Origin of the sequence: Ruminococcus sp. AM42-11 (assembly GCF_003480145.1) — a bacterium.
GTDB classification, from domain to species: Bacteria; Bacillota; Clostridia; order Lachnospirales; family Lachnospiraceae; genus Blautia_A; species Blautia_A faecis.
In genome coordinates, this window is the sequence record NZ_QUIO01000008.1 from 83,422 (window position 1) to 107,386 (window position 23,965).

General features: G+C 45.3%; 18 protein-coding genes, 2 tRNA genes, 1 other RNA gene and 4 pseudogenes. 7 read left to right on the forward strand and 18 right to left on the reverse strand.

Features of this window, described 5'->3' with window-relative positions; genetic code table 11:
* Positions 1-95 precede the first annotated feature (95 nt).
* Both pheA and DW904_RS06785 read right to left on the reverse strand, forming a co-directional pair.
* Positions 96-1,226: a prephenate dehydratase gene (gene pheA, locus DW904_RS06780; protein ID WP_118578766.1), complete on the reverse strand. Its 1,131-nt coding sequence runs from the start codon at positions 1,224-1,226 to the stop codon at positions 96-98.
* Positions 1,227-1,355: 129 nt separating this feature from the next.
* Entirely contained in the window at positions 1,356-2,648 is a 1,293-nt protein-coding gene (locus DW904_RS06785) for a folylpolyglutamate synthase/dihydrofolate synthase family protein (protein ID WP_118578698.1), read from the reverse strand.
* Between the two features lie 114 nt (positions 2,649-2,762).
* On the opposite strand from DW904_RS06785, the gene DW904_RS06790 reads away from it, so the two are divergent.
* From DW904_RS06790 to DW904_RS06800, 3 genes are all read left to right on the forward strand, one after another.
* Positions 2,763-3,152, forward strand: a complete 390-nt coding sequence (locus DW904_RS06790) for a hypothetical protein (protein ID WP_118578700.1) — start codon at positions 2,763-2,765, stop codon at positions 3,150-3,152.
* Between the two features lie 133 nt (positions 3,153-3,285).
* Positions 3,286-4,209: an aspartate carbamoyltransferase gene (gene pyrB, locus DW904_RS06795; protein ID WP_118578702.1), complete on the forward strand. Its 924-nt coding sequence runs from the start codon at positions 3,286-3,288 to the stop codon at positions 4,207-4,209.
* The gene (locus DW904_RS06800; protein WP_118578704.1) at positions 4,203-4,640 is read left to right on the forward strand and encodes an aspartate carbamoyltransferase regulatory subunit; all 438 of its coding nucleotides are present in this window, start codon (positions 4,203-4,205) and stop codon (positions 4,638-4,640) included. Before pyrB ends, DW904_RS06800 begins: the two co-directional genes overlap by 7 nt.
* A 258-nt stretch (positions 4,641-4,898) precedes the next feature.
* Here the strand turns inward: DW904_RS06800 and rnpB are convergent.
* The 8 genes and pseudogenes from rnpB to DW904_RS06840 form a co-directional block, all read right to left on the reverse strand.
* An RNA gene (rnpB, locus tag DW904_RS06805) (RNase P RNA component class A) lies at positions 4,899-5,250 on the reverse strand.
* Between the two features lie 64 nt (positions 5,251-5,314).
* The gene (locus DW904_RS06810; protein ID WP_118578706.1) at positions 5,315-6,208 is read right to left on the reverse strand and encodes a prepilin-type N-terminal cleavage/methylation domain-containing protein; all 894 of its coding nucleotides are present in this window, start codon (positions 6,206-6,208) and stop codon (positions 5,315-5,317) included.
* A gap of 38 nt (positions 6,209-6,246) precedes the next feature.
* A complete protein-coding gene (locus DW904_RS06815; RefSeq protein WP_118578708.1) occupies positions 6,247-7,911 on the reverse strand; it encodes a nucleoside kinase in 1,665 nt (554 codons plus the stop codon).
* Positions 7,912-8,052: 141 nt separating this feature from the next.
* A complete protein-coding gene (locus DW904_RS06820) occupies positions 8,053-8,835 on the reverse strand; it encodes a Nif3-like dinuclear metal center hexameric protein (protein ID WP_118578710.1) in 783 nt (260 codons plus the stop codon).
* A complete protein-coding gene (locus DW904_RS06825; RefSeq protein ID WP_118578712.1) occupies positions 8,825-9,634 on the reverse strand; it encodes a class I SAM-dependent methyltransferase in 810 nt (269 codons plus the stop codon). Before DW904_RS06825 ends, DW904_RS06820 begins: the two co-directional genes overlap by 11 nt.
* Positions 9,635-9,644: 10 nt before the next feature.
* On the reverse strand, positions 9,645-10,772 hold the full coding sequence (gene rpoD, locus DW904_RS06830; protein WP_118578714.1) for an RNA polymerase sigma factor RpoD: 1,128 nt from the start codon (positions 10,770-10,772) through the stop codon (positions 9,645-9,647).
* Between the two features lie 38 nt (positions 10,773-10,810).
* Positions 10,811-12,603 (reverse strand): annotated as a pseudogene (gene dnaG, locus DW904_RS06835) (DNA primase).
* Positions 12,604-12,703: 100 nt separating this feature from the next.
* A pseudogene (locus DW904_RS06840) lies at positions 12,704-13,713 on the reverse strand (deoxyguanosinetriphosphate triphosphohydrolase).
* Positions 13,714-13,924: 211 nt separating this feature from the next.
* Between DW904_RS06840 and DW904_RS06845 the strand changes: the two are divergent.
* Positions 13,925-14,009: transfer RNA gene (locus DW904_RS06845), tRNA-Leu, on the forward strand.
* A gap of 66 nt (positions 14,010-14,075) precedes the next feature.
* Positions 14,076-14,160: transfer RNA gene (locus DW904_RS06850), tRNA-Leu, on the forward strand.
* Positions 14,161-14,242: 82 nt separating this feature from the next.
* On the opposite strand, the gene DW904_RS06855 is transcribed toward DW904_RS06850, so the two are convergent.
* Together DW904_RS06855 and DW904_RS25110 are read right to left on the reverse strand one after the other, a co-directional pair.
* Positions 14,243-16,174: a hypothetical protein gene (locus DW904_RS06855; protein WP_118578716.1), complete on the reverse strand. Its 1,932-nt coding sequence runs from the start codon at positions 16,172-16,174 to the stop codon at positions 14,243-14,245.
* 98 nt (positions 16,175-16,272) lie between these two features.
* Entirely contained in the window at positions 16,273-16,419 is a 147-nt protein-coding gene (locus tag DW904_RS25110; RefSeq protein ID WP_306797103.1) for a DUF6783 domain-containing protein, read from the reverse strand.
* Here DW904_RS25110 and DW904_RS25115 point away from each other — a divergent pair.
* Positions 16,357-16,497, forward strand: a pseudogene (locus tag DW904_RS25115) (DUF6783 domain-containing protein); the annotation flags it as partial. The gene DW904_RS25110 and the pseudogene DW904_RS25115 sit on opposite strands and share 63 nt — an antisense overlap.
* A 27-nt stretch (positions 16,498-16,524) precedes the next feature.
* Here DW904_RS25115 and DW904_RS06865 read toward each other — a convergent pair.
* A complete protein-coding gene (locus DW904_RS06865; RefSeq protein ID WP_118578720.1) occupies positions 16,525-17,667 on the reverse strand; it encodes a ComEC/Rec2 family competence protein in 1,143 nt (380 codons plus the stop codon).
* Between the two features lie 158 nt (positions 17,668-17,825).
* On the opposite strand from DW904_RS06865, the gene DW904_RS06870 reads away from it, so the two are divergent.
* Positions 17,826-19,100 carry a peptidoglycan-binding domain-containing protein gene (locus DW904_RS06870; RefSeq protein ID WP_118578722.1) on the forward strand — a complete coding sequence of 425 codons (1,275 nt, stop codon included), beginning with the start codon at positions 17,826-17,828 and terminating at the stop codon, positions 19,098-19,100.
* A 111-nt stretch (positions 19,101-19,211) separates the two neighbouring features.
* On the opposite strand, the pseudogene DW904_RS06875 reads toward DW904_RS06870, so the two are convergent.
* The 5 genes and pseudogenes from DW904_RS06875 to DW904_RS06895 all read right to left on the reverse strand — a co-directional run bounded on the left by DW904_RS06875 (position 19,212) and on the right by DW904_RS06895 (position 23,965).
* Positions 19,212-20,308, reverse strand: a pseudogene (locus tag DW904_RS06875) (nitronate monooxygenase family protein).
* Between the two features lie 85 nt (positions 20,309-20,393).
* A complete protein-coding gene (locus DW904_RS06880) occupies positions 20,394-20,618 on the reverse strand; it encodes a hypothetical protein (RefSeq protein ID WP_147422301.1) in 225 nt (74 codons plus the stop codon).
* A 29-nt stretch (positions 20,619-20,647) separates the two neighbouring features.
* Positions 20,648-21,934, reverse strand: a complete 1,287-nt coding sequence (gene rseP / locus DW904_RS06885) for an RIP metalloprotease RseP (RefSeq protein WP_118578726.1) — start codon at positions 21,932-21,934, stop codon at positions 20,648-20,650.
* A gap of 1 nt (position 21,935) precedes the next feature.
* Entirely contained in the window at positions 21,936-23,078 is a 1,143-nt protein-coding gene (gene dxr / locus DW904_RS06890; RefSeq protein ID WP_118578728.1) for a 1-deoxy-D-xylulose-5-phosphate reductoisomerase, read from the reverse strand.
* 92 nt (positions 23,079-23,170) lie between these two features.
* The gene (locus DW904_RS06895) at positions 23,171-23,965 is read right to left on the reverse strand and encodes a phosphatidate cytidylyltransferase (RefSeq protein ID WP_118578730.1); all 795 of its coding nucleotides are present in this window, start codon (positions 23,963-23,965) and stop codon (positions 23,171-23,173) included.

Below are 23,965 nucleotides of genomic sequence, written 5' to 3' on the forward strand. Positions count from 1 at the left end.
CTTATATTAAAAACAGATAAAATCTTCTTAAATTCTTTGGTTAATTTTAACAATAAATGAAATTGCTGCCACTCTCTGCCTTCGCAGCTATAATCTTAATAATTGCCCAGAATTTTCAAATAGCTGGTCTCTGCTTCCATGCCCCGCAATGCATTCTTTACCGCGCTGTCCCGCAGATTTCCCTCGAAGTCCACGAAGAAACGGTATTCCCAGGTTTTTCCCGGAATAGGCCGGGACTCGATCTTGGTCATATTCAGACCATTATAAATCATATGGGAAAGTACATTGTAAAGCGTTCCGCTTGCATGATGTGCCTCGAAGCATACACTGATCCTGGAGCTGTTATTCTCATAAACCGGTTTCTTTGCCAGAATAATAAATCTGGTCACATTGCTGTCATTTTTGCAGATATTCTCTGCCAGAACCTTCAGATTGTAAATCTCTCCGGCAGCCCTGCTGGCAATCGCTGCGTGGGTCTTATCCTGATCTGCGCTGACCTTTTGGGCCGCTGCGGCGGTGTTGGTTACCGCTGTGGTTTTCCACCCTCTATGCTCTTCCAGATATTCCTTACACTGGGCAAGCCCCTGAGGATGGGAATATACCCCGGCAATATCGGAAAGCTCAGCCTCCTGCAGGCCAAGCAGCACATGCTCAACTTTCAGGATCTGCTCTCCCACGATAAACAGATTATATTCTGTCAAAAGGTCATAAATATCTGCCACAATCCCAGCTGTGGAATTTTCAATAGGAAGGACTGCGTAATCTGCTCTTCCTGCTGCAACTTCTTCCATGGCATCCCGGAACAGTTTCACATGATAGCTCTCAATGTCTTCCTGAAAATAGGCGCGCATGGCACCATAGCCGTAGGCGCCCTCCACCCCCTGGAAAACAACAGTCACATTATTTCTGGGAAGCTGCTCCACCATTTGGAAGTCTTCCTTTTCTTTCGGACCATATTCGGTGAGAAGCTGATACTGACGCTTTCTGCTGATGGCCATGATCTGCTGAAAAAGCTCCTGGGCTCCAAGTTCGTTGAACTCACCGTGCGCTTTTTTCCTGATCTCTTCCAGTTTGGCATGCTCTCTCTCCGGATCCAGCACTTTCTTTCCGGTATGGATCTTATACTCTGCAACCTCCTCGCAGACCTTCATCCGCTTCTCAAAAAGTTCCACCATCTGATTGTCAATTTCATCTATTTTTCGTCTGCATTCCTGCAAATCTGTCATATTGTTTTCTCTCCAGTTTTTGTATTTAATCATGCAAATTCAGCTGCTGCACACTTCAATTTCCACAATGTACTGCCATTACCGTTCAATCCGTGACCAGTAACACGCTGCCATTTCAGTACCCGGCACTTATCCGACATATTCTTCCACCGCATTTGTAAGCGCTCCAATAAAGGAAAGTGAACCAAATGCCAGAATCACACTGTTCTCGTCATCTCCTGCACAGGAAAATGCCTTTTCTACAGCATCTTTTATACTTTTTGTACTCTCGGCACTGGAATTATATACCCTTGCCGCCTTCGCCAGTTCCTCTGCCGGCAGTGCACGGGGATTATCCGGTGTCTCTATGGTATAGATTTTTTCTGCAAAATGGGCTGTTTTTTCAAGGACAATCTTATATTCCTTGTCTGCAAAAACACCCATAATGTAGATCAGTTTTTTCCCATTAAAATAGTGCCGGACAGATTCTGCCATCTTGTCGGCTGCTCCGGCATTGTGAGCGCCGTCTACAATAAAAAGAGGCCTTTTATTGATAACCGTAAATCTTCCCTTCCAGCTTGTGTGGAGAAGACCGTCCTTCCGCTGTTCCATGGTAGTAGTCCAGCCAAGTCTGTCCAGTTCTTCAAGGGCATTTAATGCCAGCACTGCATTTTCTTTCTGGTAAACACCGGCAAGGGAAATTGCAAATTCCTCTCCTTTATAAGAAAAGGTCTGACCGAATACGCTCTCTTTTTCCAAAACAGCCTCATCAGGGTCAGATACCACACAGGGTACATGAAGCTTTTTGCAGGTATCTGCAATCACCTGTGCCGCTTCCGGCTTCTGCTTTGTGGTCACAACCCGGCAGCCAGGTTTGATAATTCCCGCCTTCTTCTCTGCGATTTCTCCAAGGGTATTTCCAAGAAATGACATATGATCCATGCTGATAGAAACCAGCACAGCCAGTTTGGTATTCTTCACAATATTGGTGGCATCCAGATTACCGCCCATTCCGGTCTCCAGAAGGACCAGATCACAATTTTCTTCCTTAAAATATAAAAACGCTGCTGCGGTCTCAATCTCAAAAGGGGTGGGATGATTCATGCCAACCGCTGTCATCTGATCAATTGACCTGGAAATTTCTGTCACATACTTTGCAAAATCTTCCCGTGAGATCTTCTCGCCGGCAATCTCAAGACGTTCTCTGTAAGAATAAAGAGTTGGGGATATGTATCTGCCCACTTTATAGCCTGCCCGGGTAAGGGTGGTGTATAAATAAGCAATCACGGAACCCTTTCCATTGGTTCCGGCTACGTGGACATAAGGAACTGCATCCTGAGGATTTCCAAGCCTGTCCAGCATTTCACGCATATTATCAAGTCCCAGCACGGAACCGTATTTCGCCGAATCATCGATATATGCACGGCATTCCTGATAGTTCATAATAAAAGCTCCTCGTTTATCAAATATCTTTTTCTCTCCATTATAACCTTGCAGCATAAATTTAGCAAGAATGGGAATGTTATTTTTATCATTTTACCCAAGGAGACCAAGCATATGAAAAAATACCCTTTTCTCTTCTGTGGTTTTACCGGTCTGTGTCTGGAGATTCTCTGGACCGGGCTCCATTCCCTGCTCCGGGGAGATGCTTCCATGAAAGGCACTACCTCTCTTCTTATGTTCCCCATTTATGGCTGTGCATCCCTGATTCTGCCTGTATACAAAAAGCTGAAAAGCCTTCCGGCACTTCTGCGCGGCTCCCTTTATACTGCCGGATTTTACCTGGCAGAATTTACCAGCGGTTCTATCCTGCAGGCTTTTCACATGTGCCCCTGGGACTATTCTGGAGTGCCCCATCAGTACAAAGGAATCATCCGTCTGGACTATCTCCCGGTCTGGTTTCTCACTGGATTGTTTTTCGAAAAAATACTTACAAAATCTTCTTGAAAAATCATTCCAAGTAGTATATGATAGGTCGAAGAGATTTTGCGTTACCACTCACAGAAGATCCTTTTTGAAAGAGTTTTCGTGAACCGTAACACTCTACCCCAAAACCACACACTCATAACGGAGGTATATCATGAGACACTTAATGAGTCCGCTGGACCTTAGTGTTCCGGAGCTTGAGAAGCTTCTGGATCTTGCCAGCGATATTGAGAAAAACCCCAAAAAATACGCACATACCTGTGACGACAAACGGCTTGCCACACTTTTCTATGAGCCAAGTACCCGCACCCGTCTCAGTTTTGAAGCTGCTATGATGAACCTTGGCGGTAAGGTTCTTGGTTTCTCATCTGCAGATTCCAGTTCCGCAGCGAAAGGGGAAACTGTTGCCGATACCATTCGTGTTGTTTCCTGCTATGCAGATATCTGTGCTATGCGTCATCCCAAAGAAGGTGCTCCGCTGGTAGCTTCTATGGTTTCTAATATTCCTGTTATCAATGCCGGTGACGGTGGTCATCAGCATCCAACCCAGACTCTTACAGACTTACTTACCATCCGTTCCTTAAAGGGACGTCTTGACAACATTACCATCGGTCTGTGCGGAGATCTGAAATTCGGACGTACTGTTCACTCTCTGATCGAGGCGCTGGTTCGCTACAACAATGTTAAATTCGTACTGATTTCTCCGGAAGAGCTTCGTATCCCAAGCTATATCCGTGAGGACGTGCTGAAGAAGAACAACATCGAGTTCCTAGAAGTAGAACGTCTGGAGGATGCTATTCCGGAGCTTGACATTCTTTACATGACACGTGTTCAGAAGGAGCGTTTCTTCAATGAGGAAGATTATGTTCGTATGAAGGATTTCTACATACTGGACAAGCAGAAGCTTTCCCTTGCAAAGGATGACATGTACATTCTTCATCCGCTTCCACGTGTTAACGAAATTGCAGTCGAAGTAGACAATGATCCGAGAGCCGCATACTTTAAACAGGCCCAGTACGGTGTATATGTTCGTATGGCCCTGATTCTTACATTATTGGAGGTGGAACTGCCATGTTAAATGTTGGAGCACTTCGTGAAGGTTTTGTATTAGACCATATTAAAGCAGGCAAGGCTATGACCATTTATCATGATCTGAAGCTGGATAAGCTTGACTGTACCGTAGCGATCATCAAAAATGCAAAGAGCAATAAGATGGGCAAAAAGGACATCATCAAGGTTGAGTGCCCGATTGAAGATCTGGATCTGGATATCCTTGGTTTCATTGATCACAATATCACCGTAAATATTATTAAGGATGAGAAGATCGTTGAGAAAAAAGACCTTCGTCTTCCGAAGCAGGTTGTAAACGTAATCAGATGTAAGAATCCCCGCTGCATCACTTCCATCGAGCAGGGACTGGATCAGGTGTTTGTTCTGGCTGATGAGGAGAATGAGGTTTACAGATGTAAATATTGTGAGGAGAAATACTCTGGTCACAGAAACAAATAAGTTATCTCTCTAAATCATTGTTTTTTATAACAATATTGATATTTATTGTGGAAGCTGAATACAGCTTCCACTTTTTTGCCTTAAAGCGTGTTTGAGAGTGGAAAAAGACCTTTGGGTCCTGGTATCGGAGCGTTTTTATGTAATAGGAACATTACGGAGTAATTTCCTATTATATAAAAAACCTGAGAAAATCCAGCAGAACTGAACCTTCTCAGGTTAAATATCACATTATATGTATCATACAATCCGATTCTTAAATACGCAAGCAGACCGATAAGCCGGGTTATGTCGTTGAGTGATCATCTGTCTAGGCCTTCCGTTGCCGAAAGGCTCAAGCGACCTACCTGAAAGCACGACGGGCCGCCGTATCGCTTTCTGCTCGGTCTTGCTTCGAATGGAGTTTACATGTGCCCGGCCTGTTACCAGGACGGCGGTAGTCTCTTACACTGCCTTTCCACCCTTACCATGGCAAGCCATGGCGGTTTATTTCTGTTGCACTGGTCTGGGAGTCACCTCCACCGGACGTTATCCGGCATCCTGCCCTGTGAAGCCCGGACTTTCCTCGTCTGAACCCTTTCGTCTGTTCAGCCGCGATCACCTGGCCTGCTTGCGCAAGTGCTATTTTAACATTATTGTGGAAAGATGTAAAGTGTTATTTGAATCGTTGCAGATAATCACTTAGGCAAATTTTTATATTCATCACTGTTAAGCGCATCCTGATATGCAGAATAAGCAGCAGACAAATTATCATATTTCTTCCCTGCATTAATAATATTCAGATAACCTGCTGGGGCAAGATGATCAGCTATTGCCATATATTTTCCATTCCTGCTGGCAACCTTTGATTTGGAAACATAATATTTTCCATCGCCAGTTTGAATCAGAATTGGTATTTCTGTGTCAGCCGCTATTGCCTTTTCACCTTTTGCATTTATATCTAAGGAAGTCCAGAACAAATATCTTTTCTTCTCATCTATGCCACTTCCCAAATATGCCCATGTGCCAGTCTGTAGCAAACTGTTAACACCAATTAGATCTTTAATTTTTGGTACATATGTTTTCGAATCAGTTCCAGAATCAAATTCAAAATTCGAATTATCCTTTACCAAATCCAGACAGCCACTATCCTTTAATACATTAAAGAAATCCTCACTCATATTATAGCTATTTGACGTTGATGATACATCCCCACTCCACACAAATTTGGTTCCCTTTTTCTGTTCAAACGAAATCTGACATTCTCCATTTGCTCCTGGTATTCCAATCCAGTTCTCCGTATCGCCGTCCTTTACCGAATGGCTGATTCCCCCAATTGTAATTACATCCGCCGACTGCCAGTCATACTGTTTCTGTTTCAGCTTGACAGTAACCGGTTCATTATAAATCCCCATATTTGCCTCAGTCAGCACCTTCGCATAAGCAGCGCGTACATTTGCAAGGTCTGCTGCTTCCCTGCTTTTTTCCAACTGACTTCCGAAAACAGGTATTGCAACAGCCACCAGCACCGCAATAATTGCAACCACGATCAAAAGCTCAGCCAATGTAAAGCCTTCGCGACTTTTTTTCATAAAATACTCCTCAATTTCTTACAAGCACATCTGCATCATCAGGTGTTAAAACAGCTTCCCCCTATAAATTCTCTTAGCAGGGAATTATTAGGCACTTCCTCGCTTGGCACCGCTACAAAATAATCAAAAAATTTCAGCAGCCTGTTTGCCTCCAGATATTCCGGCTCCTCTTTGGAAATTCCGAAGAGAAGAGGCTCTGCGTATACCTTCAGACAGGCCAGTTCATAGATCAGTGCCGAGTTAAACATAACATCCGCTTCTTCCTGGTATGGAAAAATATTCTTCTCTTCCCCTCTTCTTACAGAAGGCCACCTTGCAATGGTATCCTTGGCAGAGGTTCCTCTTGTTCTTGCATCCCGGACGATTCTGCGGATCAGTCTTCCATCTGTGGTAGGAATCCGGTTGTGTTCATCAATGTTCAGCTGGGTGAGGGCGCTGATATAGATTTTGAACTTGCTCTCCTTCGGAAGTGCGTAGCTTAATTTGTCGTTCAGACCATGAATTCCCTCAATAACAAGGATGTCTTCCTTCCCCAGCTGGAGAAAATCGCCTTTATATTCTCTCTGCCCGGTCTTGAAGTTAAACACCGGAAGTTCTACTCTCTCTCCATTAAGAAGTGCCAACATATCTTTGTTGAACTGCTCCACATCAATAGCTTCCAGACACTCATAATCCTTTTCCCCGAATTCATCCAGCGGGGTATGCTCTCTGTTTACAAAATAATTGTCAACAGCAATAGGATGTGGCTTCATTCCGTGCGCCGCCAGCTGAATGGACAGCCTGTGGGAAAAGGTAGTCTTGCCGGAGGAGGACGGACCCGCGATCATGACGAACTTCTTGTTTCCAGCCTTCACGATCTGCTCTGCAATTCTGGCAATTCCAGACTCCTGGATGGCCTCCTGCATAAGAAGGATCTTCTGTATCCCCTGGGAAACGATCTGGTCATTCAGCTCACCTACTGTGGAGATTTCCAGCTTTCTGCCCCACTCTTCAGAATCCTTCTGCACCTGGAAGATTTTCTCCTGGAGCTGGAATTCCGGAAGCACATCCGGAGCCTTAGCATCCGGCAGAATCAGCACAAAGCCTTCATCATACAGCTTCAGGTCAAAATATGGCACATAACCGGTATCGTAAGCCATTGCCCCGTAAAAATAATCCTCAAAATTCTCTATGCTGTAAATATTCACCCTGGAAACCCTGCGATAGCGGAACAGCTTCTCTTTATCATACATTCTGTGATGATGAAAAAGTGCAATTGCTTCATCCGTTCCTACACTTCGTTTCTTCACCGGGATTTTCTGCTCCACCAGTTCTGTCATCCGCTTCTTTACCTGGTCAAGAAATGCCTGATCCAGCTTCTGTTCTCCCGCCATAGTAAAGTAAAAACCGCTTCCTACAGAATAATGAAGCACCACTTTATCTACTTTTTCTTTGCCTGCAAGATCGTAAATTGCCTTTAAAAGCACCAGACATGCAGTTCGCTTATAGGTTTTATTTCCAATGCTGTCTTTTGTGGTAACCAGCCGGACTTCACCATCCCGTTCTGCTTTTTTATGAAGCTCACAGATCTTGCCTCCTGCAATTACAAGAATAACAGGGGCCGGGCTGGTCTTTTCGTACTCTTTTACAACTTCTTTATAGGTAATTCCCATGGGAAACTCTCTGGTTTCCCCATTGATTGTAAGTTTCACTGCATGATCCATAAAATCTCCTTTTCTGATCTGAAAGATCAATTAGGCTAAACATAAATCACATTTTCCAAAACCAGACAATGTTATTCTGACAACTCATTTTATCTCCGGGCGGGCGAACACCATCACGCCCATCCGCACCAGGTCTTAACCTTATAATATCGTATACGGGCTTCTCATCTTTGCACAGCTGACTGTAAGCTCCGGAAACGCTTTTGCCAGTCTTTCCTTCATATCTTCCATAAAAATATATTCCGTACCGTAATGACCTGCGTCAATGATTGCAAGCCCCTGGGCTACGGTGTCAATTCCGGTATGGTGGTCAATATCACCTGTCACATATACATCTGCCCCGGCTGCAAGCACATCCTGGATCATGCTTTTACCAGAACCGGTACATACGGCAGCCGTTTTCACAGTCTGTTCCAGATTTCCGTACACTTTCACATCTGAAAGCTTCAGTTTCTTTTTTACAAGAAGGGCGTACTCCTTTAAAGTCATCTCACAAGGCAGATTTCCCACACGTCCAAAGCCAATGGGCTCCCCGTCTTTTTCCCCGGTAGCACAAAGTACCTTCGTATCTGACAGTTCCAGATATCCAGCACTTAAATCTGCCATTCCCAGAATATCATAGTTGGTGTGCATTGCATAATAAGATATTCCATGGCGCACCAGACTGATAATCTTCCGTCCTGTAAAACTATGATTGTTAATCTTCTTAATACCGGAAAAGATCATAGGATGATGGGTAACGATCATGTCAGCGCCAGCCTGGATAGCCTCGTCTAACACCGCTTCGGTAAGATCAAGGGCAAGAAAGACATGTTTTACCTCACTCTCGTCATCTCCTGTAAGAAGTCCCACATTATCCCAGTCCTCTGCAACTGCTGCCGGAAAATTTCCTCCCAGCCATTCTGTCAGTTCTTTAACCTTCATATTCTGCCAGCGCAGCAGCGATCAGCTGCGCCTCCTCCTTTACTTCCAAAATGCGGGCAGTAACTGCCTCTGCCTTCGGTGCCGTTTCCAATTGGTCCAGAATCTGGGATCGGATCCGGGATTCCCGCTGAAGATAATGGTAAAGCACCTGGTTCTTTTCCTGAAGAAGATATTTGCCAAAGGCTTCCTCCAAGGTGTAAGCAGCTGGATTTTCCGGCATTTCTGCCCATTCATCAGCATGTAGGTTCTCAGAAGAAGCGGCTTTCGCAGACGTATTTTTTGTGAAAGAATCCACGTTAAGTTTCAAACTGCTGTGAACATTTTCCCCAGGCACCACCCGCATCATGGGATAAAATTTCCCATCCTCTTCCACCATTTTCTCTTCTGTGATCTCCCAGCCTTCAGACTGGATAAATCTGCGAAAATGGGGAATGTCGGACTGTGGCTGTAAAATCAGCTCAGAGAAAGAATTTCTCACAGACCTGCCATCTGTGAGAATCCTTTCCATAAGGGGACCGCCCATACCTGCGATTACAAGGGTGTCACCCTCTCCGGCTTTCAAGCCTTCAAGTCCGTCTGAGAGCCGGGTCTGTATGTATTCCTCCAGTCCATACTGCCGGATATGTTCCTGCGCCCTGGAAAGGGGTCCTTTTCGCACATCCATTGCAATGGCGGATGGAATTTTTTTCTGCTGTATCAGGTATACCGGCAGATATCCATGATCGCATCCCACATCTACCAGCCGGTTTCCTTCTGTCACCAGGTCTGCGATTGCAGACAATCGTAAGGATAACTGCATAGCCCTCTCCTTAATCCAGGTAATCCTTCAGCTTGCGGCTGCGGCTTGGATGACGGAGCTTACGAAGAGCCTTTGCCTCAATCTGACGGATACGCTCTCTGGTAACATTAAACTCCTTGCCAACTTCCTCAAGTGTTCTTGCACGTCCATCATCAAGCCCGAAACGAAGGCGAAGAACTTTCTGTTCTCTCTCAGTAAGAGTACCAAGAACTTCTACCAGCTGTTCCTTCAAAAGAGTAAATGCTGCAGCATCAGCCGGAACCGGAACATTGTCATCCTGGATGAAATCTCCAAGATGGCTGTCCTCCTCTTCACCAATAGGGGTCTCCAGAGAAACCGGCTCCTGGGAAATCTTCAGGATTTCACGCACGCGGTCAACCGGCATGTCCATCTCTTCCGCGATTTCCTCCGGAGTAGGTTCACGTCCAAGCTCCTGGAGTAACTGTCTGGAAACGCGGATCAGCTTGTTGATCGTCTCAACCATATGAACCGGAATACGAATGGTACGCGCCTGGTCTGCAATGGCTCTTGTGATAGCCTGACGGATCCACCAGGTAGCATAGGTACTGAACTTGTAACCCTTTCGGTAATCAAATTTTTCGACAGCCTTGATAAGACCAAGGTTACCTTCCTGAATCAGATCCAGAAAAAGCATTCCACGTCCTACATAACGCTTTGCAATGCTGACAACAAGACGAAGGTTGGCTTCTGCCAGACGCTTCTTGGCATTTTCGTCGCCCTGTTCCATTTTCTTTGCAAGCTCGATTTCTTCTTCTGCTGAAAGAAGCGGAACTTTACCAATTTCTTTCAGATACATACGAACCGGATCCTCAATGCTCACACCTTCCGGAACAGAAAGATCGATCTTGTCCAGCTCTACTTCTTCCTCATCGTCCAGACCATCAATATCCATGTCATCGTCCAGCATAAGGTCATCTGCACTGTTCTCTGTGATACGCAGCACATCTACCCCACTTGCCTCAAGGAAATCGAAGATCTTGTCCATCTGTTCCGCATCCAGTGGCTGGTCTTTGAAATAATCACTGATTTCCTGATATTCCAGTACGTTTTTCTTCTTTTTTGCAAGCTCCAGAAGTCCCACCAGTTTCTCACTGAATTTGCCCATATTCATTTCCATAGGTACTCTAACCTCCATATAGTGTTAATATTTTATCCTTATTCAAAAGAAATATGCAATTGCTGCCTTTTTCTTCCAAGCTCCTCCAGATCCTTCTTGGCCTTTACAAGCTCCTGTAAAGCCCCCATATCTGCAGGATCCCAGTTTTTATTTTTCTCCGCCAGACTCTCCTGCTTAATGCGGATCAAAGCATCGGAAAATGCTCTCTGCTGTTCCTCCTTTGTCTCAAGGTGGATCGTGGCATTAAAGAGAGAGGCCACCTCTTTCTGCTCTTCACTGTCTGTAAAAGCATTCAGAAGTCTGGCCGGATTCACATCTCCCTCTTCGTGCTGCTTCCAGAGCATTTCTGCCACCTCTTTATAAAGAGGAACTACAAAATCTGAAGGGGAAAGATATTTCTCCACAGTATCAAAAATTGCCGGATAGGTAACCAGCCAGGTAAGCATCAGCTTCTGGGATTTATCTGCCGCGCTCTCCTTTTTTCTCATTGGAGAACCGCCGGATTTTGGCTGGATACGCTTCTCTGCAGGCGTACCCTTCAGAGCAAGGGTGTTTACACGCTTCCGAAGGTCTTCCACACTGATTCCATATCTGCGGTATTCTTTTACAATTGCTTCAATATACAGATTCCGCTCCAGTTCATCAGAAAGTTCCAGAAGATACTGGGCACACCGCTCAAAAAACCGGTTTTGTCCCTGTGGCTCATCCATAGGAAAATCACCGGAAGCAATACTTACCCGGAACATAAAGCTGTCCGTAGCTGCCTCCAGCCTTTTCTCAAAAGCCTCTGCGCCTTCTGCTTTGATAAATTCATCAGGATCCTTGTGAGGCCGTAAATTCACCACTCTGGAATTCACGCCGGCTTCCCGTAGAATGGGAATGGCTCGCAAGGCGGCTTTTACACCAGCTTCATCACTATCGTAAAGAAGAAGCACTTCCTGTGTATACCTCTTCACCAGACTGGCATGTCCGGATGTAAGCGCCGTTCCCAGAGAAGCCACTGCATTGGTAAATCCCGCCTGGTGCATGGAGATTACATCCATGTAGCCCTCGCACAGAATCAGGTAATTTTTCCTGGTGGTTCTGGCTATATTCAATCCGTACAGATTACGGCTCTTGTCAAAAATACGGGTCTCTGGCGAATTCAGGTACTTGGCTTGCCGTCTCCCATCACTCGCCCGCCAAATCCAATCACCCTGTTATTGACATCCATGATTGGAAAAATAACACGATTCCAGAATTTGTCATACATGCCCTGGCGTTCATCCACATTGAAAAGGCCGGATTCCCGAAGAAGTTCATCACTGTAATTCTGGGATTTCAGATATTTATACAGGTCATCACTGTACTTGTCTGAATACCCCAGACCGAATTTCCTGATCGTCTCTTCGCTGAGACCTCTGCCTGTAAGATAATCGTGGGCATTTTTTCCACCTTCACGGCGCAGCTGGTAATAAAAATACTGAGCCGCTTTCTTATTGATCTCAAGCAAGGCTGCGCGCTTCTCCGCTTTCGCCCTTGCCTCCTTGGAATATTCGATCTTGGGAAGTTCCACACCGGCACGCTCTGCCAGATGGGAAAGTGCTTCTCCAAATGAATAATTCTCATATTGCATTACAAAATTGTATACATTTCCTCCAGCTCCGCAGCCGAAGCAGTAATACATCTGCTTGGACGGCGTTACGGAAAAGGAAGGGGTCTTCTCATTATGAAAAGGACACAGACCAAAATAGGAGCTTCCTCTTCTGGTCAGTCTTACATACTGGGATATCACGTCTACAATATCATTTTTCATTCGCACTTCTTCAATGATATCGTCGGAATAGCGCATGCTTATCCTCCTTTGATTTGATATGCCGCATATCCAAGAAAATGCGACATCTTTCGCGTAAATAAATATTATATCTCATTGCAAGAGTTTTGTCCACGTCCTAATAAACCTCCCAGGCTCTTGGTATGAAAATCTCCTTGAATTTCTTCATGGAATACTGATCCGTCATTCCTGACAGCCAGTCACATACCGCCCGGTCTTTGGGAACTCCCTTTTTCTCAATAAGAGCAACGTACTCCCTGGACATTGCTTCCGGGTGATCTATGTAATAGGCGTATAATTCTGTCAGCATTTTGATTGCCTTGGATTCCTCACGCTTCGCAATGGGATTCAGATATACTTTCTGGAACATCTCTGATCGAAGATCCATGAGTGCCTGCTCTACAGGAGCCGACATCTGAATGGAAGGCTGGTCAATGCTGTGCTCAATCACATCATGTACAAAGGTATTCAGCCTTTCTCTTGTGGTCTGTCCAAGAAACTCCCTGAGACTGGCAGAAATATCATTCTCTGTAATGATCCCAGCTCTCTGGGCATCGTCCATATCATGATGAACATAGGCGATCTTATCAGAAAAGCGGACTACCTGTCCCTCCAAAGTGGACGGATGACCGCTGGTACGGTGATTCAGGATTCCGTCTCTTGTCTCCCAGGTAAGATTCAGTCCGTCTCCGTTCTTCTCCAGTACTTCCACCACGCGGACGCTCTGACGGTAGTGGGCAAAGCCTCAGGATGAACGGTATTAAGTGCGGTCTCTCCTGAATGTCCGAAAGGCGTGTGACCAAGGTCGTGTCCCAGTGCAATCGCCTCCACAAGATCCTCATTCAAGCGAAGTGCCTTGGCTATAGTACGTGCGATCTGGGATACCTCCAGAGTGTGCGTCAGCCGGTTCCTGTAATGATCTCCTTCCGGAGCCAGAAAAACCTGAGTCTTATCTTTCATCCTGCGAAAAGCCTTGCTATGCAGGATCCTGTCCCGGTCTCTCTGGTAAACTGTCCGGACGTCACACTCTTCTTCCTCCCGGTCTCTTCCTCTGGAACGTCCACTGTATGCGGCATAGGGACTCAGCAGTTCCAGTTCTCTTTCTTCCATGCTCTCTCTGATATTCATATATCTTCTATCCTCCAAAGACTGACAGGTACGCCGATAATCTTCCTCCTATTAATTATATTCTACACAAAATTTCAAATTCCTCTTTTTTTCAAAAAAAACTTGAATTTTTTTAATTTTTTTCAAAAAATGTGTTGACAATCATATACCCCTTTGTTATACTAATATCCGTCGCAGCGAGAAAGAAACCTTTCTCCGAGAAACGCGATATGCGGAAGTGTCGGAACTGGCAGACGAGCAAGACTAAGGATCTTGTGAGCATTGCGCTCGTGTGGGTTCAAGTCCCATCTTCCGCATGACTATTTAATAGTCACAATTTCATATTTTATCGCGCAGAGGTTTTTTCTCTATGAATGCGATATGCGGAAGTGTCGGAACTGGCAGACGAGCAAGACTAAGGATCTTGTAAGCATTGCGCTTGTGTGGGTTCAAGTCCCATCTTCCGCATTTTTTATTGCTTAAGAAACATTAAAGACCTGCAAACCATCCGTTTTGCAGGCCTTTTTATTACCGGTGTACTTTTATCATTCTATTTCGGAAGTTCTGTCACTGTCTCCAGCTTAAATCCTTCCCACATATCAGCAGAAATATTCCATTCTCTTAAATCTGTAACGATCTTATGATAGAACGCCTGTCCGCCACGCACAATATCATAGGTGCGGGCATCGCCTCTTGCCTCAAGGTGACGGCCAAAGCTACAGTTGGTTACATCCTCCGGACCATAGTCGTCCACATCTCCGCCCGGCCAGAAAATATAAAGCCTTGGGATATCATCAATCTGGCGAATACCAATTCCTGCAAGTTTCAGAAATTTCTTTCCAACAGACTCATGCGCCGTAAATACATGAGAATATCGCCATACAGTCCTTGTAAAATCAGATACACGGAACTGGCCCAGCCAATCCTCATCCATCATTCCGTCTGCAGTTTCTCTTGAGACGATCACAACAACAGGGAATAAACGCCCTGAATCTTTCAACGCTGCAATAAGATTCCCAAACATATCCTCTCGCAAAATACGTCTTCTGTTAGAACATTCGATTCCATTTACAATTCCGATATTGTCAACAATCGTCTTATAATATCCAGGATAACTGAAGAAAGTTACTCCCGGGTCCTGGATGGTGTGTTCTCTCTCCGGCTGTGCATATCCATTGCAAACCTTCAGAATCACTTCATCCTGACGCGACACTTCAAGTCCGGCTTCTGAATACCAGATTCTGCCGCCCACTTCCATATCCATATGTCTTACATGCATATTCAGCCGATGATTGTCCGGATCATAATTCACAGCTACATGATAAGCCAGAATGTCAGCATGATAAGTACTGGTCTTCTGTGGCATTTCCTTAAACAGACCGCCATATTTCCCCACGATCCAGCCATATATCGCATCTGCTGCCTGCTGGAAAATCTCTGCAGCAGATGCCGGTTTCTCTTCCTTCAGACGGCTTCCATCCACCTGTGTGCACATCTGGAACACGTTGTGGCGGATAAGAGGCTTCATCTCATAATGCCAGGATTCTCCGAGGCTCTCCTCGCGACCATCATTATAAACATCACGTTCCTTAAAAATAGCTGTCAGACGACTGTCGTGGAACTGACTGTCGTTTAACAGGGCAATGATCGTATTTACATTGATCGGTACCTTGCGGCTGCGGTGAAGCAGCTGGTCTACCAGTGTCTGCTTGCTGGTCTTATAAATACGCTTGGCCAGGTTCTCCACCTGCTGGTCACAATCCTCATCCAGAAGCTTCGCCACCTCAGGATAAAGCTGTCCCTCTCCCAGTTTCAGGCGGAAATGGCTCTTGATCATATCACTCCATCTGCCTGATTTATAAAGGGAATGTCCCAGATCCTCAAACAGGGTAACCATGGATTTATCACAAAGCTCTAAAGTTGCCAGAATACTGTTAAAGTATCTGGAAAAGCCCTTGTAATTCTTCCACAGTTCCTCTCCTTTATAGCGCATATCGTGCTCGATCTCATGCCAGCCCTCGAAAAACATGGTCTTAATCTGAATCTCGAAGGTATCATCAATATACATATCCCAGGTCTCTGTTGAAATTTCTGATCGCAAATATTCCGGAAGACGGCACACGCCGTTTAATTTCGTAGGTTTGAACTCCTCCTCGCTTCTTTCCGAAGTGGACCAGCCAATCACATCAAAGGTATTTTCCACAATATTCTGGCAGATTTCTACATCATCATCAAAATACAGGTTAATACGGACACCTACCAGGTCCTGCAGTTTCTTATTCTCCGCTCCATAATCTTTCAGAGCAAATTTATGAGCCATAGAAGAAGCTGTCTTGATTCTGGAAAAGCATCTGTAATACAGACCGCATTGTTCCAGGCGATCACTGATAATGCGCTTCAGATCCTGCTCCACGATAGCCGGAACCTTTACCTTCGCAGCCAGTTCCTCCTTTGTATAAATTACTCTTTTCTGTTCACTCACTAATTTTACACCACCAATTTATTTATAACTGCCGGAGCCCTCACGGATTACGGTCCGAAAACTACACAGTTATTATATTTTATATTCCGTACGTTCTACTAAGCATACACTTTAGAGCCTGTTTGAAAAATCATTCCCGCAATCTGCACGCCCCACTTTGCGGTATATTTTGCCCGAATTCGGTTGCCGTAGCCCGCTACGGCGCCCTCATTCGGGCAAAATCTCCCACAAATTGTGACGCACATCTTGCAGAAAGCCTTTTTCAAACACGCTCTAGTATACCAGAATTTCCCCAAATAAAAAAGGGATATTCCGAAATATAATGGAAAATTTCGGTTAAATATATATAATCAAAAGCACTTCTTACAAGCTTCATATCCTTGAGCCTCAGCCTGTGAGACTGGCTCCTGATATGCCTTATCCGGATTCATATTTCCACAGTCAGGAATACTGTGATATTTACTTCCTGTAGCAGATATCCATACCATTTCCTCCTGACTGTCATCTGCTGCAGCAATCTGTTCTGACTTTTCTGATGCTGCAGCTGCATCAGTTCCGCTATTATCTTCAGCTGTAAATCCATTCTCCCCTTCACTTTGCCCAGCTGTTTCTCCATCACCTGAAGTATAATCATTGCAAGGATCTGTACTCCAGGTAATAGCACTTCCATCCGAAGAAGCTACAATGGTTCCCTGTTCATCAGAGCGATATACCTGAATTCCCATATCTGACAGTTTTTCCATGGTATCCGCATGCGGATGACCATACATATTTCCTGCGCCGCAGCTGATCACTGCAAATTCCGGAACTGCAGCCTGAAGAAAATCCCAGCTTGTGGATGTAGCAGATCCATGATGGCCCACACTTAACACGTCGCAGCTCAGATCAAGCCCGGAATTCACCATATCTGCCTCACAGTTAAAATCTGCATCCCCGGTAAAAACGAAACTGTTTTCTCCATTCGTCAGCTTAATTGCCACCGAATTAGCATTACTCTCTTTGCTGATTTCCTTTGGTGAAAGAATTGTAAATTCTCCCGAGCCAAATGTATACTCCGCCCCCACTGCCGGATGCTGTACTTCAAGCCCATGTGCTGCCACTGCATCCATAAAAGAGCCATAAAGGGAAGAATCATGGATATAATCTGCTCCAATCACATTGTCCACCTGAAATGCATTCAGACAGCCAATCAGTCCGCTCACATGATCCTCATCGTAATGGGATGAAATCAGATAATCAATTTCTGACACATTCTGCTCCTGCAAATAGGACACCACATAGCTGGACGCGCTTCTTGGACCACCATCATACAGCAGATTCTGTCCCTCTGACTGCACCAGAATGGATAATCCCTGTCCCACATCCAGGAAATGCACAGTCATGCTGCCGCCAGATGCCAGAACCTTTTCCCCACTTCCAGGGAATACGATTCCTGCCATAAGCAGAATAAGCGTTAAAAGATAGCCTGCAATTTGTTTTCTTAAGTGTTTCATTTTATTCCTTCTTTCGTTTTTTTCACCGTAGGCACCGCTGTCCTGCTGCCTCTTTACTATTATAATATATTCTCATCCCCACAAACATCCCTGAATTATGTTTTCACAATTGCATTTTTAGCATATAATACCTGGAAGAGCATTTTATGAGGTCGTCCATGTATTACAGAAAAGCCTTATGTGCACAGCAGGAAAATGTAGACCAGGGTACCTTACAGATAACGGTCCATTCAAAAACAGACAACCGCCCTGTGGAAAATGCACTGGTCCGTATTTCTTATACAGGTGATCCAAACAGTGTCATTGAAGAAGTCCGCACGGATTCTTCCGGCAACACCCCTGTCCTTCAATTAAAAACGCCTCCTCTGGAATACAGCCTGAATGCTTCCGAGGAGGCGCAGCCTTATGCAGAATATTCCATGCAGATCAAAGCCGAGGATTTTCACCAGGAGGAAATCGCAGGCACAGAAGTCTTGCCTGCGGTTCTGGCCAAACAGCCTGTCCTTCTGAATCCCAGGCAAGACACTGTTTCGGAAAACAGAATTGTCATTCCTCCCCATACACTTTTCTATGAATATCCACCAAAAATACAGGAATCTGAAATTAAACCAGTACACGAAACTGGCGAAATTGTTCTAAGCAAGGTCGTAATTCCGGAATACATTGTAGTGCACGATGGGCCTGTAGGTGATAACTCCGCCTCTAATTATTATGTCCGCTACCGCGACTATATCAAAAATGTAGCAAGCAGCGAAATCTATGCCACCTGGCCTGACGACACTATCCGCGCCAACATCCTGGCAATTATGTCCTTTACCCTAAACCGGGTATACACGGAGTGGTACCGCAATAAAGGGAAAGACTACACCATCACCTCCTCCACCGCCTACGACCACAAATGGATCCGCGGACGAAACATCTTTGACTCTATCGACCGCATTGTAGACGAACTTTTCGAGAATTATCTATCCCGTCCTAACGTCCGTCAGCCAATTCTTACCCAGTACTGCGACGGAGAGCGGGTGCAGTGCCGGGACAGAGGATGGATGACACAGTGGGGAAGCAAGCGGCTTGGAGACCAGGGATATTCTGCTATTGAAATCCTACGGTATTTCTACGGAAACGATATGTATATCAATGTAGCAGAAGAAGTCTCCGGGATTCCTTCCTCCTGGCCAGGATATGACCTGGATATTGGTGCTTCCGGCAGCAAAGTACTCCAGCTTCAGGAACAGCTAAATGCTATCAGCCAGGCCTACCCTGCTCTTCCAAAAGTAAATCCGGACGGAATCTATGGTGCCCAGACTCAGGCCTCTGTCCGCAAATTCCAGAATATTTTCGGTCTTCCGGAAACCGGAATCGTAGATTATACCACCTGGTACAAAATTCAGGAAATTTACGTAGGCGTCACCCGGATTGCAGAATTACAATAAACATAATATGGCGGGATTTTCTCTCCCGCCATAAAATTCTAATCTAAACCTTATAATCTAAACGGACATGCCGTTTGTCAGCAACATCACCATATAGGAACCGGCTAACCATCAGCCTTCTGCCAATTCCCGCATCAATTCATGCACTGAAGTAATTTTGTCAATCCTTCCAACATTTGCCCCACAGAACATCAATCCATTCTCTACATCTCCCTCCACCGCATCGATCAATGCCTTGGTAATGCAGTACGGAACCTGTCCTGGATTACATTTTTCCAGGCAGTTATAGCACTTCTTTACTGGAATCCGTCCATTCTCTACCAGTTTCATAAAAGGATTGCAAAGCGCCCTTCCAGGCATTCCTACAGGCTCTGGATAATCTGCACATCCTCTTTCCTTGCATTTACATACGCCTGTTTATACCTTTCATCGGCATCGCATTCCTTTGTCGCCACAAACCGGCTTGCGATCTGCACACCATCTGCCCCAAGTGCCATAGCATGATCAATATCTTTCCGGTCAAAAATTCCGCCAGCAACTACCACTGGAATTTCCCGGCCAAACTTTTCCTCATATTCCTTTTTACATGCAATAATATCCCGGATTTCCTGGTCAAAATCCATCTCATCCCTGTGAGCCAGCTGATCCCTGGAAAATCCCAGGTGTCCTCCTGCCTCCGGTCCTTCCACTACGATCAGATCTGCAGTCCGGTTATATCGATGTGCCCACATTTTCAGAATCAGATTTGCTGCCCTTTTTGAAGAAACAATAGGCGCAATCTTTGTTCTGCAAAACTCCGGTACCAGCTCTGGCAGATTCATGGGAAGTCCTGCGCCACTGATGATCACATCTGCACCACATTCCACAGCTTCCTTTACATGCTCTTTATAATGTTTCAGCGCTACCATAATATTAACACCGACCAGCCCTTTTCCCTTGGCAATCTCCCTTGCCTTCCATATGTGCTTTCTTATTGCCTTCAGATTGCATCCCGCCTGGTCTTTCTCAAAGCCAGCCTCATCATATCCAATCTGAGCTGTGGAAATAACTCCCACTCCTCCTTCTGCTGCCACCGCGCCAGCCAGGGAGCTACGGCTCACTCCCACGCCCATTCCCCCTTGAATAATAGGAAGTTCTGCCACCTTATCTCCAATTTTCAAACATCTCAAACTGCTTTTGTATTCTCTATCCAAAACAATATCCTCCATGCTTTAATTTAGTTTGATTTTAAAACTATTTTAGTATAAAGCATTATTGTTTTTATGTCAAGTTTTACTTTTATTCGACACTTTATTATGTAGTTTTTATTACTACATATTCGGAAGTTTTCCCTATAAAAAGGAATCCCCTTGCAAGATTTGCCGCCTGCAGCAGACCATCCCCCTCATCTGCATTTCCGTTATTTCCTCTCACTGCCTGGAAAAGCTTTTTTGGGTAATAGGAATTTGCTGCAGAATCGTCTGATGCATCAAAAAAGGCTATGCATATCCGTTTGATACACATAGCCTTCGCTTTCATTTTTTTACAGCTTTTTCATTTCAAAAAGATTAAAAAATCTTCAAAATATCATTATACATAACTACAACCATCAAAAGCATCAACACCATCAAACCTGCAAAATGAACCATGCCCTCAATCTGTCTGTTCACCGGTTTTCTCCGGATAGCCTCGATAATCAGAAATACAAGCCGGCCACCATCCAGTGCAGGAAGCGGAAGCAGGTTCATAACACCAAGGTTTGCAGATAAAAGAGCTGCCATATACAGCATATTTACCCAGATTGTCAGCATGCCCTCACTCTTACTTGCCTCATAGGTGCTGCCAATTGCATCAACTACGCCAACCGGACCGCTTAAATCCTTTACGCTCAGTCCGCCGGTAAGAAGCTCTTTCAGGCTGAGTAAGGTAGAGCGGATCATATATTTTACTTCCAGCGTTCCATACTTCAGCACTTCAAATCCCTGTGTCTTCGTGTACGCCAGATTATAAGAAAAATCAAGTACTGCTGTGCGGGACTCCGATGGAGTTACCTCAGCGTTGTATTCCAGGCCATCACGCTCATAAGTTATGGTCACAGGCTCACTTGTGAGAGGATGCTCTGCAAGATATGCAGTATAATCGTCCGAACTCTCCAGTCTGGTGCCATTAATGGAAGTGATCACGTCCCCAGGCTCCACGCCAGTTTCAGATAAGCCCATTCCCGGAATCAGGGATGCCACCTCAAGAGAATCGGTACTCTTTCTGTTAAAGCCAAGAAGGTATCTCACCTGTACGTCTGGTTTGAAGGCCAGCTCCACATCTTTGCCATCCCTCTCCACAGTCATATGAATGGTCTCATCCTCCTGTGGATTATTCAGATACATATACAGATAAAGATCTCTTGCCAGATCAATATGATACCCCTGATATTCTTTGATAATATCCCCTTCCTGAAGACCAGCTTCAGCCACAGTAGAACCACTCTCCACCTGCGTAACCTCTGCCGGGTCATAGCCCACCAGCGTAACAATGAGCACTGCAAACACAAAGGCCAGGATAAAGTTAAATACCGGTCCTGCTGCAACTGTAGCGATTCTTCCCCACACTGGTGCACCATTGAAAGTCCCCTTGGACTCATCCTCCATATCTTCTCCCAGCATGGCACAGGAACCGCCAAGAGGCAAAAGCTTCAGAGAATACCTTGTTCCATTCTTCTCTGTGCTAAGCAGCCTTGGTCCCATTCCAAGGGAAAACTCCGTTACTACGATCTTATTTTTCTTTGCAAGAAGGAAATGCCCCAGCTCATGAAAAAGAATGATCGCACTGAAAATCAATAATGCCAGAATAATCTTCAACCTACCACCTGCTTTCAATCCATTTATAAGTCTCGTCTTCTACGGCCAGTATCTCCTCCAGTTCCGGATTCCGGATCACTGTATGTCTTTCCATAGACTGTGCAATAATGTCGTAAATATCCAGAAAACCGATTTTTTCCTGTAAAAACTTCTTCACAGCCAGCTCATTTGCTGCGTTAAACACAGTAGGCATACTGCCTCCTTTTCTTGCAGCATCCATAGCCATTGGAAGCCCCAGGAATGTGTCCATATCCGGATCTTCAAAAGTAATCTCTTTCAATTTATGGAAATCCAGTCTCTCTCCATCCAGATATCTGCGTTCCGGATAATAGAGTGCGTACTGGATTGGAAGCCGCATATCCGGAGTTCCAAGCTGCGCCATAACCGCACCATCTTTAAACTCTACCATCGAATGGATAATGCTCTTTGGCTGGACAACAACCTGAATATGATCCAGATCCACATCAAACAGCCATCTGGCTTCCATAACCTCCAGACCTTTATTGACCAGGGTTGCAGAATCTACTGTGATCTTCTGTCCCATTACCCAGTTCGGATGCTTCAGGGTATCCGCAAGCGTCACATGTTCCAGTTCTTCTCTTTTTCTCCCACGGAAGGGACCGCCGGAAGCTGTGATCAGAAGTTTCTCAACCTGCGCCCGCTTTTCCCCATGAAGAGCCTGGAAAATAGCACTGTGCTCACTGTCTACCGGAAGGATCTGAACTCCATGCTCTTTTGCCATCGGAATGATCAGATGACCTGCTGTTACCAATGTTTCTTTGTTTGCAAGGGCAATGTCCTTGCCCGCCTTGATTCCCTCCATTGTAGGACGGATTCCAATCATTCCCACAACAGCGGTAACCAGAATGTCTGTCTGGGGCATACGCGCAAGCTCCAGAAGTCCCTCCATGCCATACACAATTTTTACATCCATATCTGAAAGGAGGACAGCCAGATCCTTTGCCGCATTTTCATCCCACACTGCAATCAGCTGAGGATGAAATTCTCTTGCCTGTTCTTCCAGCATTTTCACATTTCTTCCTGCACTGATTCCCAGTACCTCTATATCACCGTTAGCTCTCACTACATCCAAAGTCTGTGTACCGATAGAACCGGTTGAGCCTAAAATTGCAATTTTCTTCATTTGAAATTCCTCTCAGTCCATTTCAGGGACAAATCGCATCTTATCATTTCCACACTTCTTATTCCTTTATGCTTCCCGCTGCCAATCCGGAATCAGATTCCCAGCACAAGCTTCGCCAGGAAATAAATAGCCGGAGCTGTAAAGATCACACTGTCAAATCTGTCCAGGATTCCACCGTGTCCCGGGATCAGTTTGCCATAGTCCTTGATTCCCTGATTTCTCTTAATAGCAGAAGCAGCCAGGTCTCCAACCATGGAGATCAGTGCTCCGACTGCACAAATCAGCGCATACTCTGCAATCTTTCCGCCAGTTGCTGCTGCATAAATTGCGCCCAGAAGCGCAGCGCCTGCCACGCCGCCTACTCCACCTTCTACTGATTTCTTCGGGCTGAGGATTGGTGCCATTTTGTGCCTGCCGATCAGCATTCCCACACAATATGCGCAGGTATCGCATCCCCAGGAGCATAAAAAGATCAGCCATACCAGAAATTTTCCATCTGGAAGGTTCCGGGTAAGATAAATAAAGGAGAGCATCACAGCCACGTATACCACCCCAAAGAACGCCGGCATTACCTGATCTGCCTTGAACTTGGGATAAGTAAATACGTAAACGAACATAAACATCATGAACGAAATGATCACGCCCATCATTCCATATTTTTCAAAATCCAGCGACATCAGCACATAGTAGATCACAGCTCCAAGATAGCCTGCAATTTCCAGGGCATTAAAATGGTCTTCCCGGACCTTCATAACCTTATAAAGCTCCTGCATTCCGATCAGAGAGATCCCAAGCAGTGTAAAAAACAGCACATAACCTCCACTGATAATAGTCAGAAGCGCAACTGCGACCAGCACAATACCGCTTAAAAGACGTGTTTTAAACAT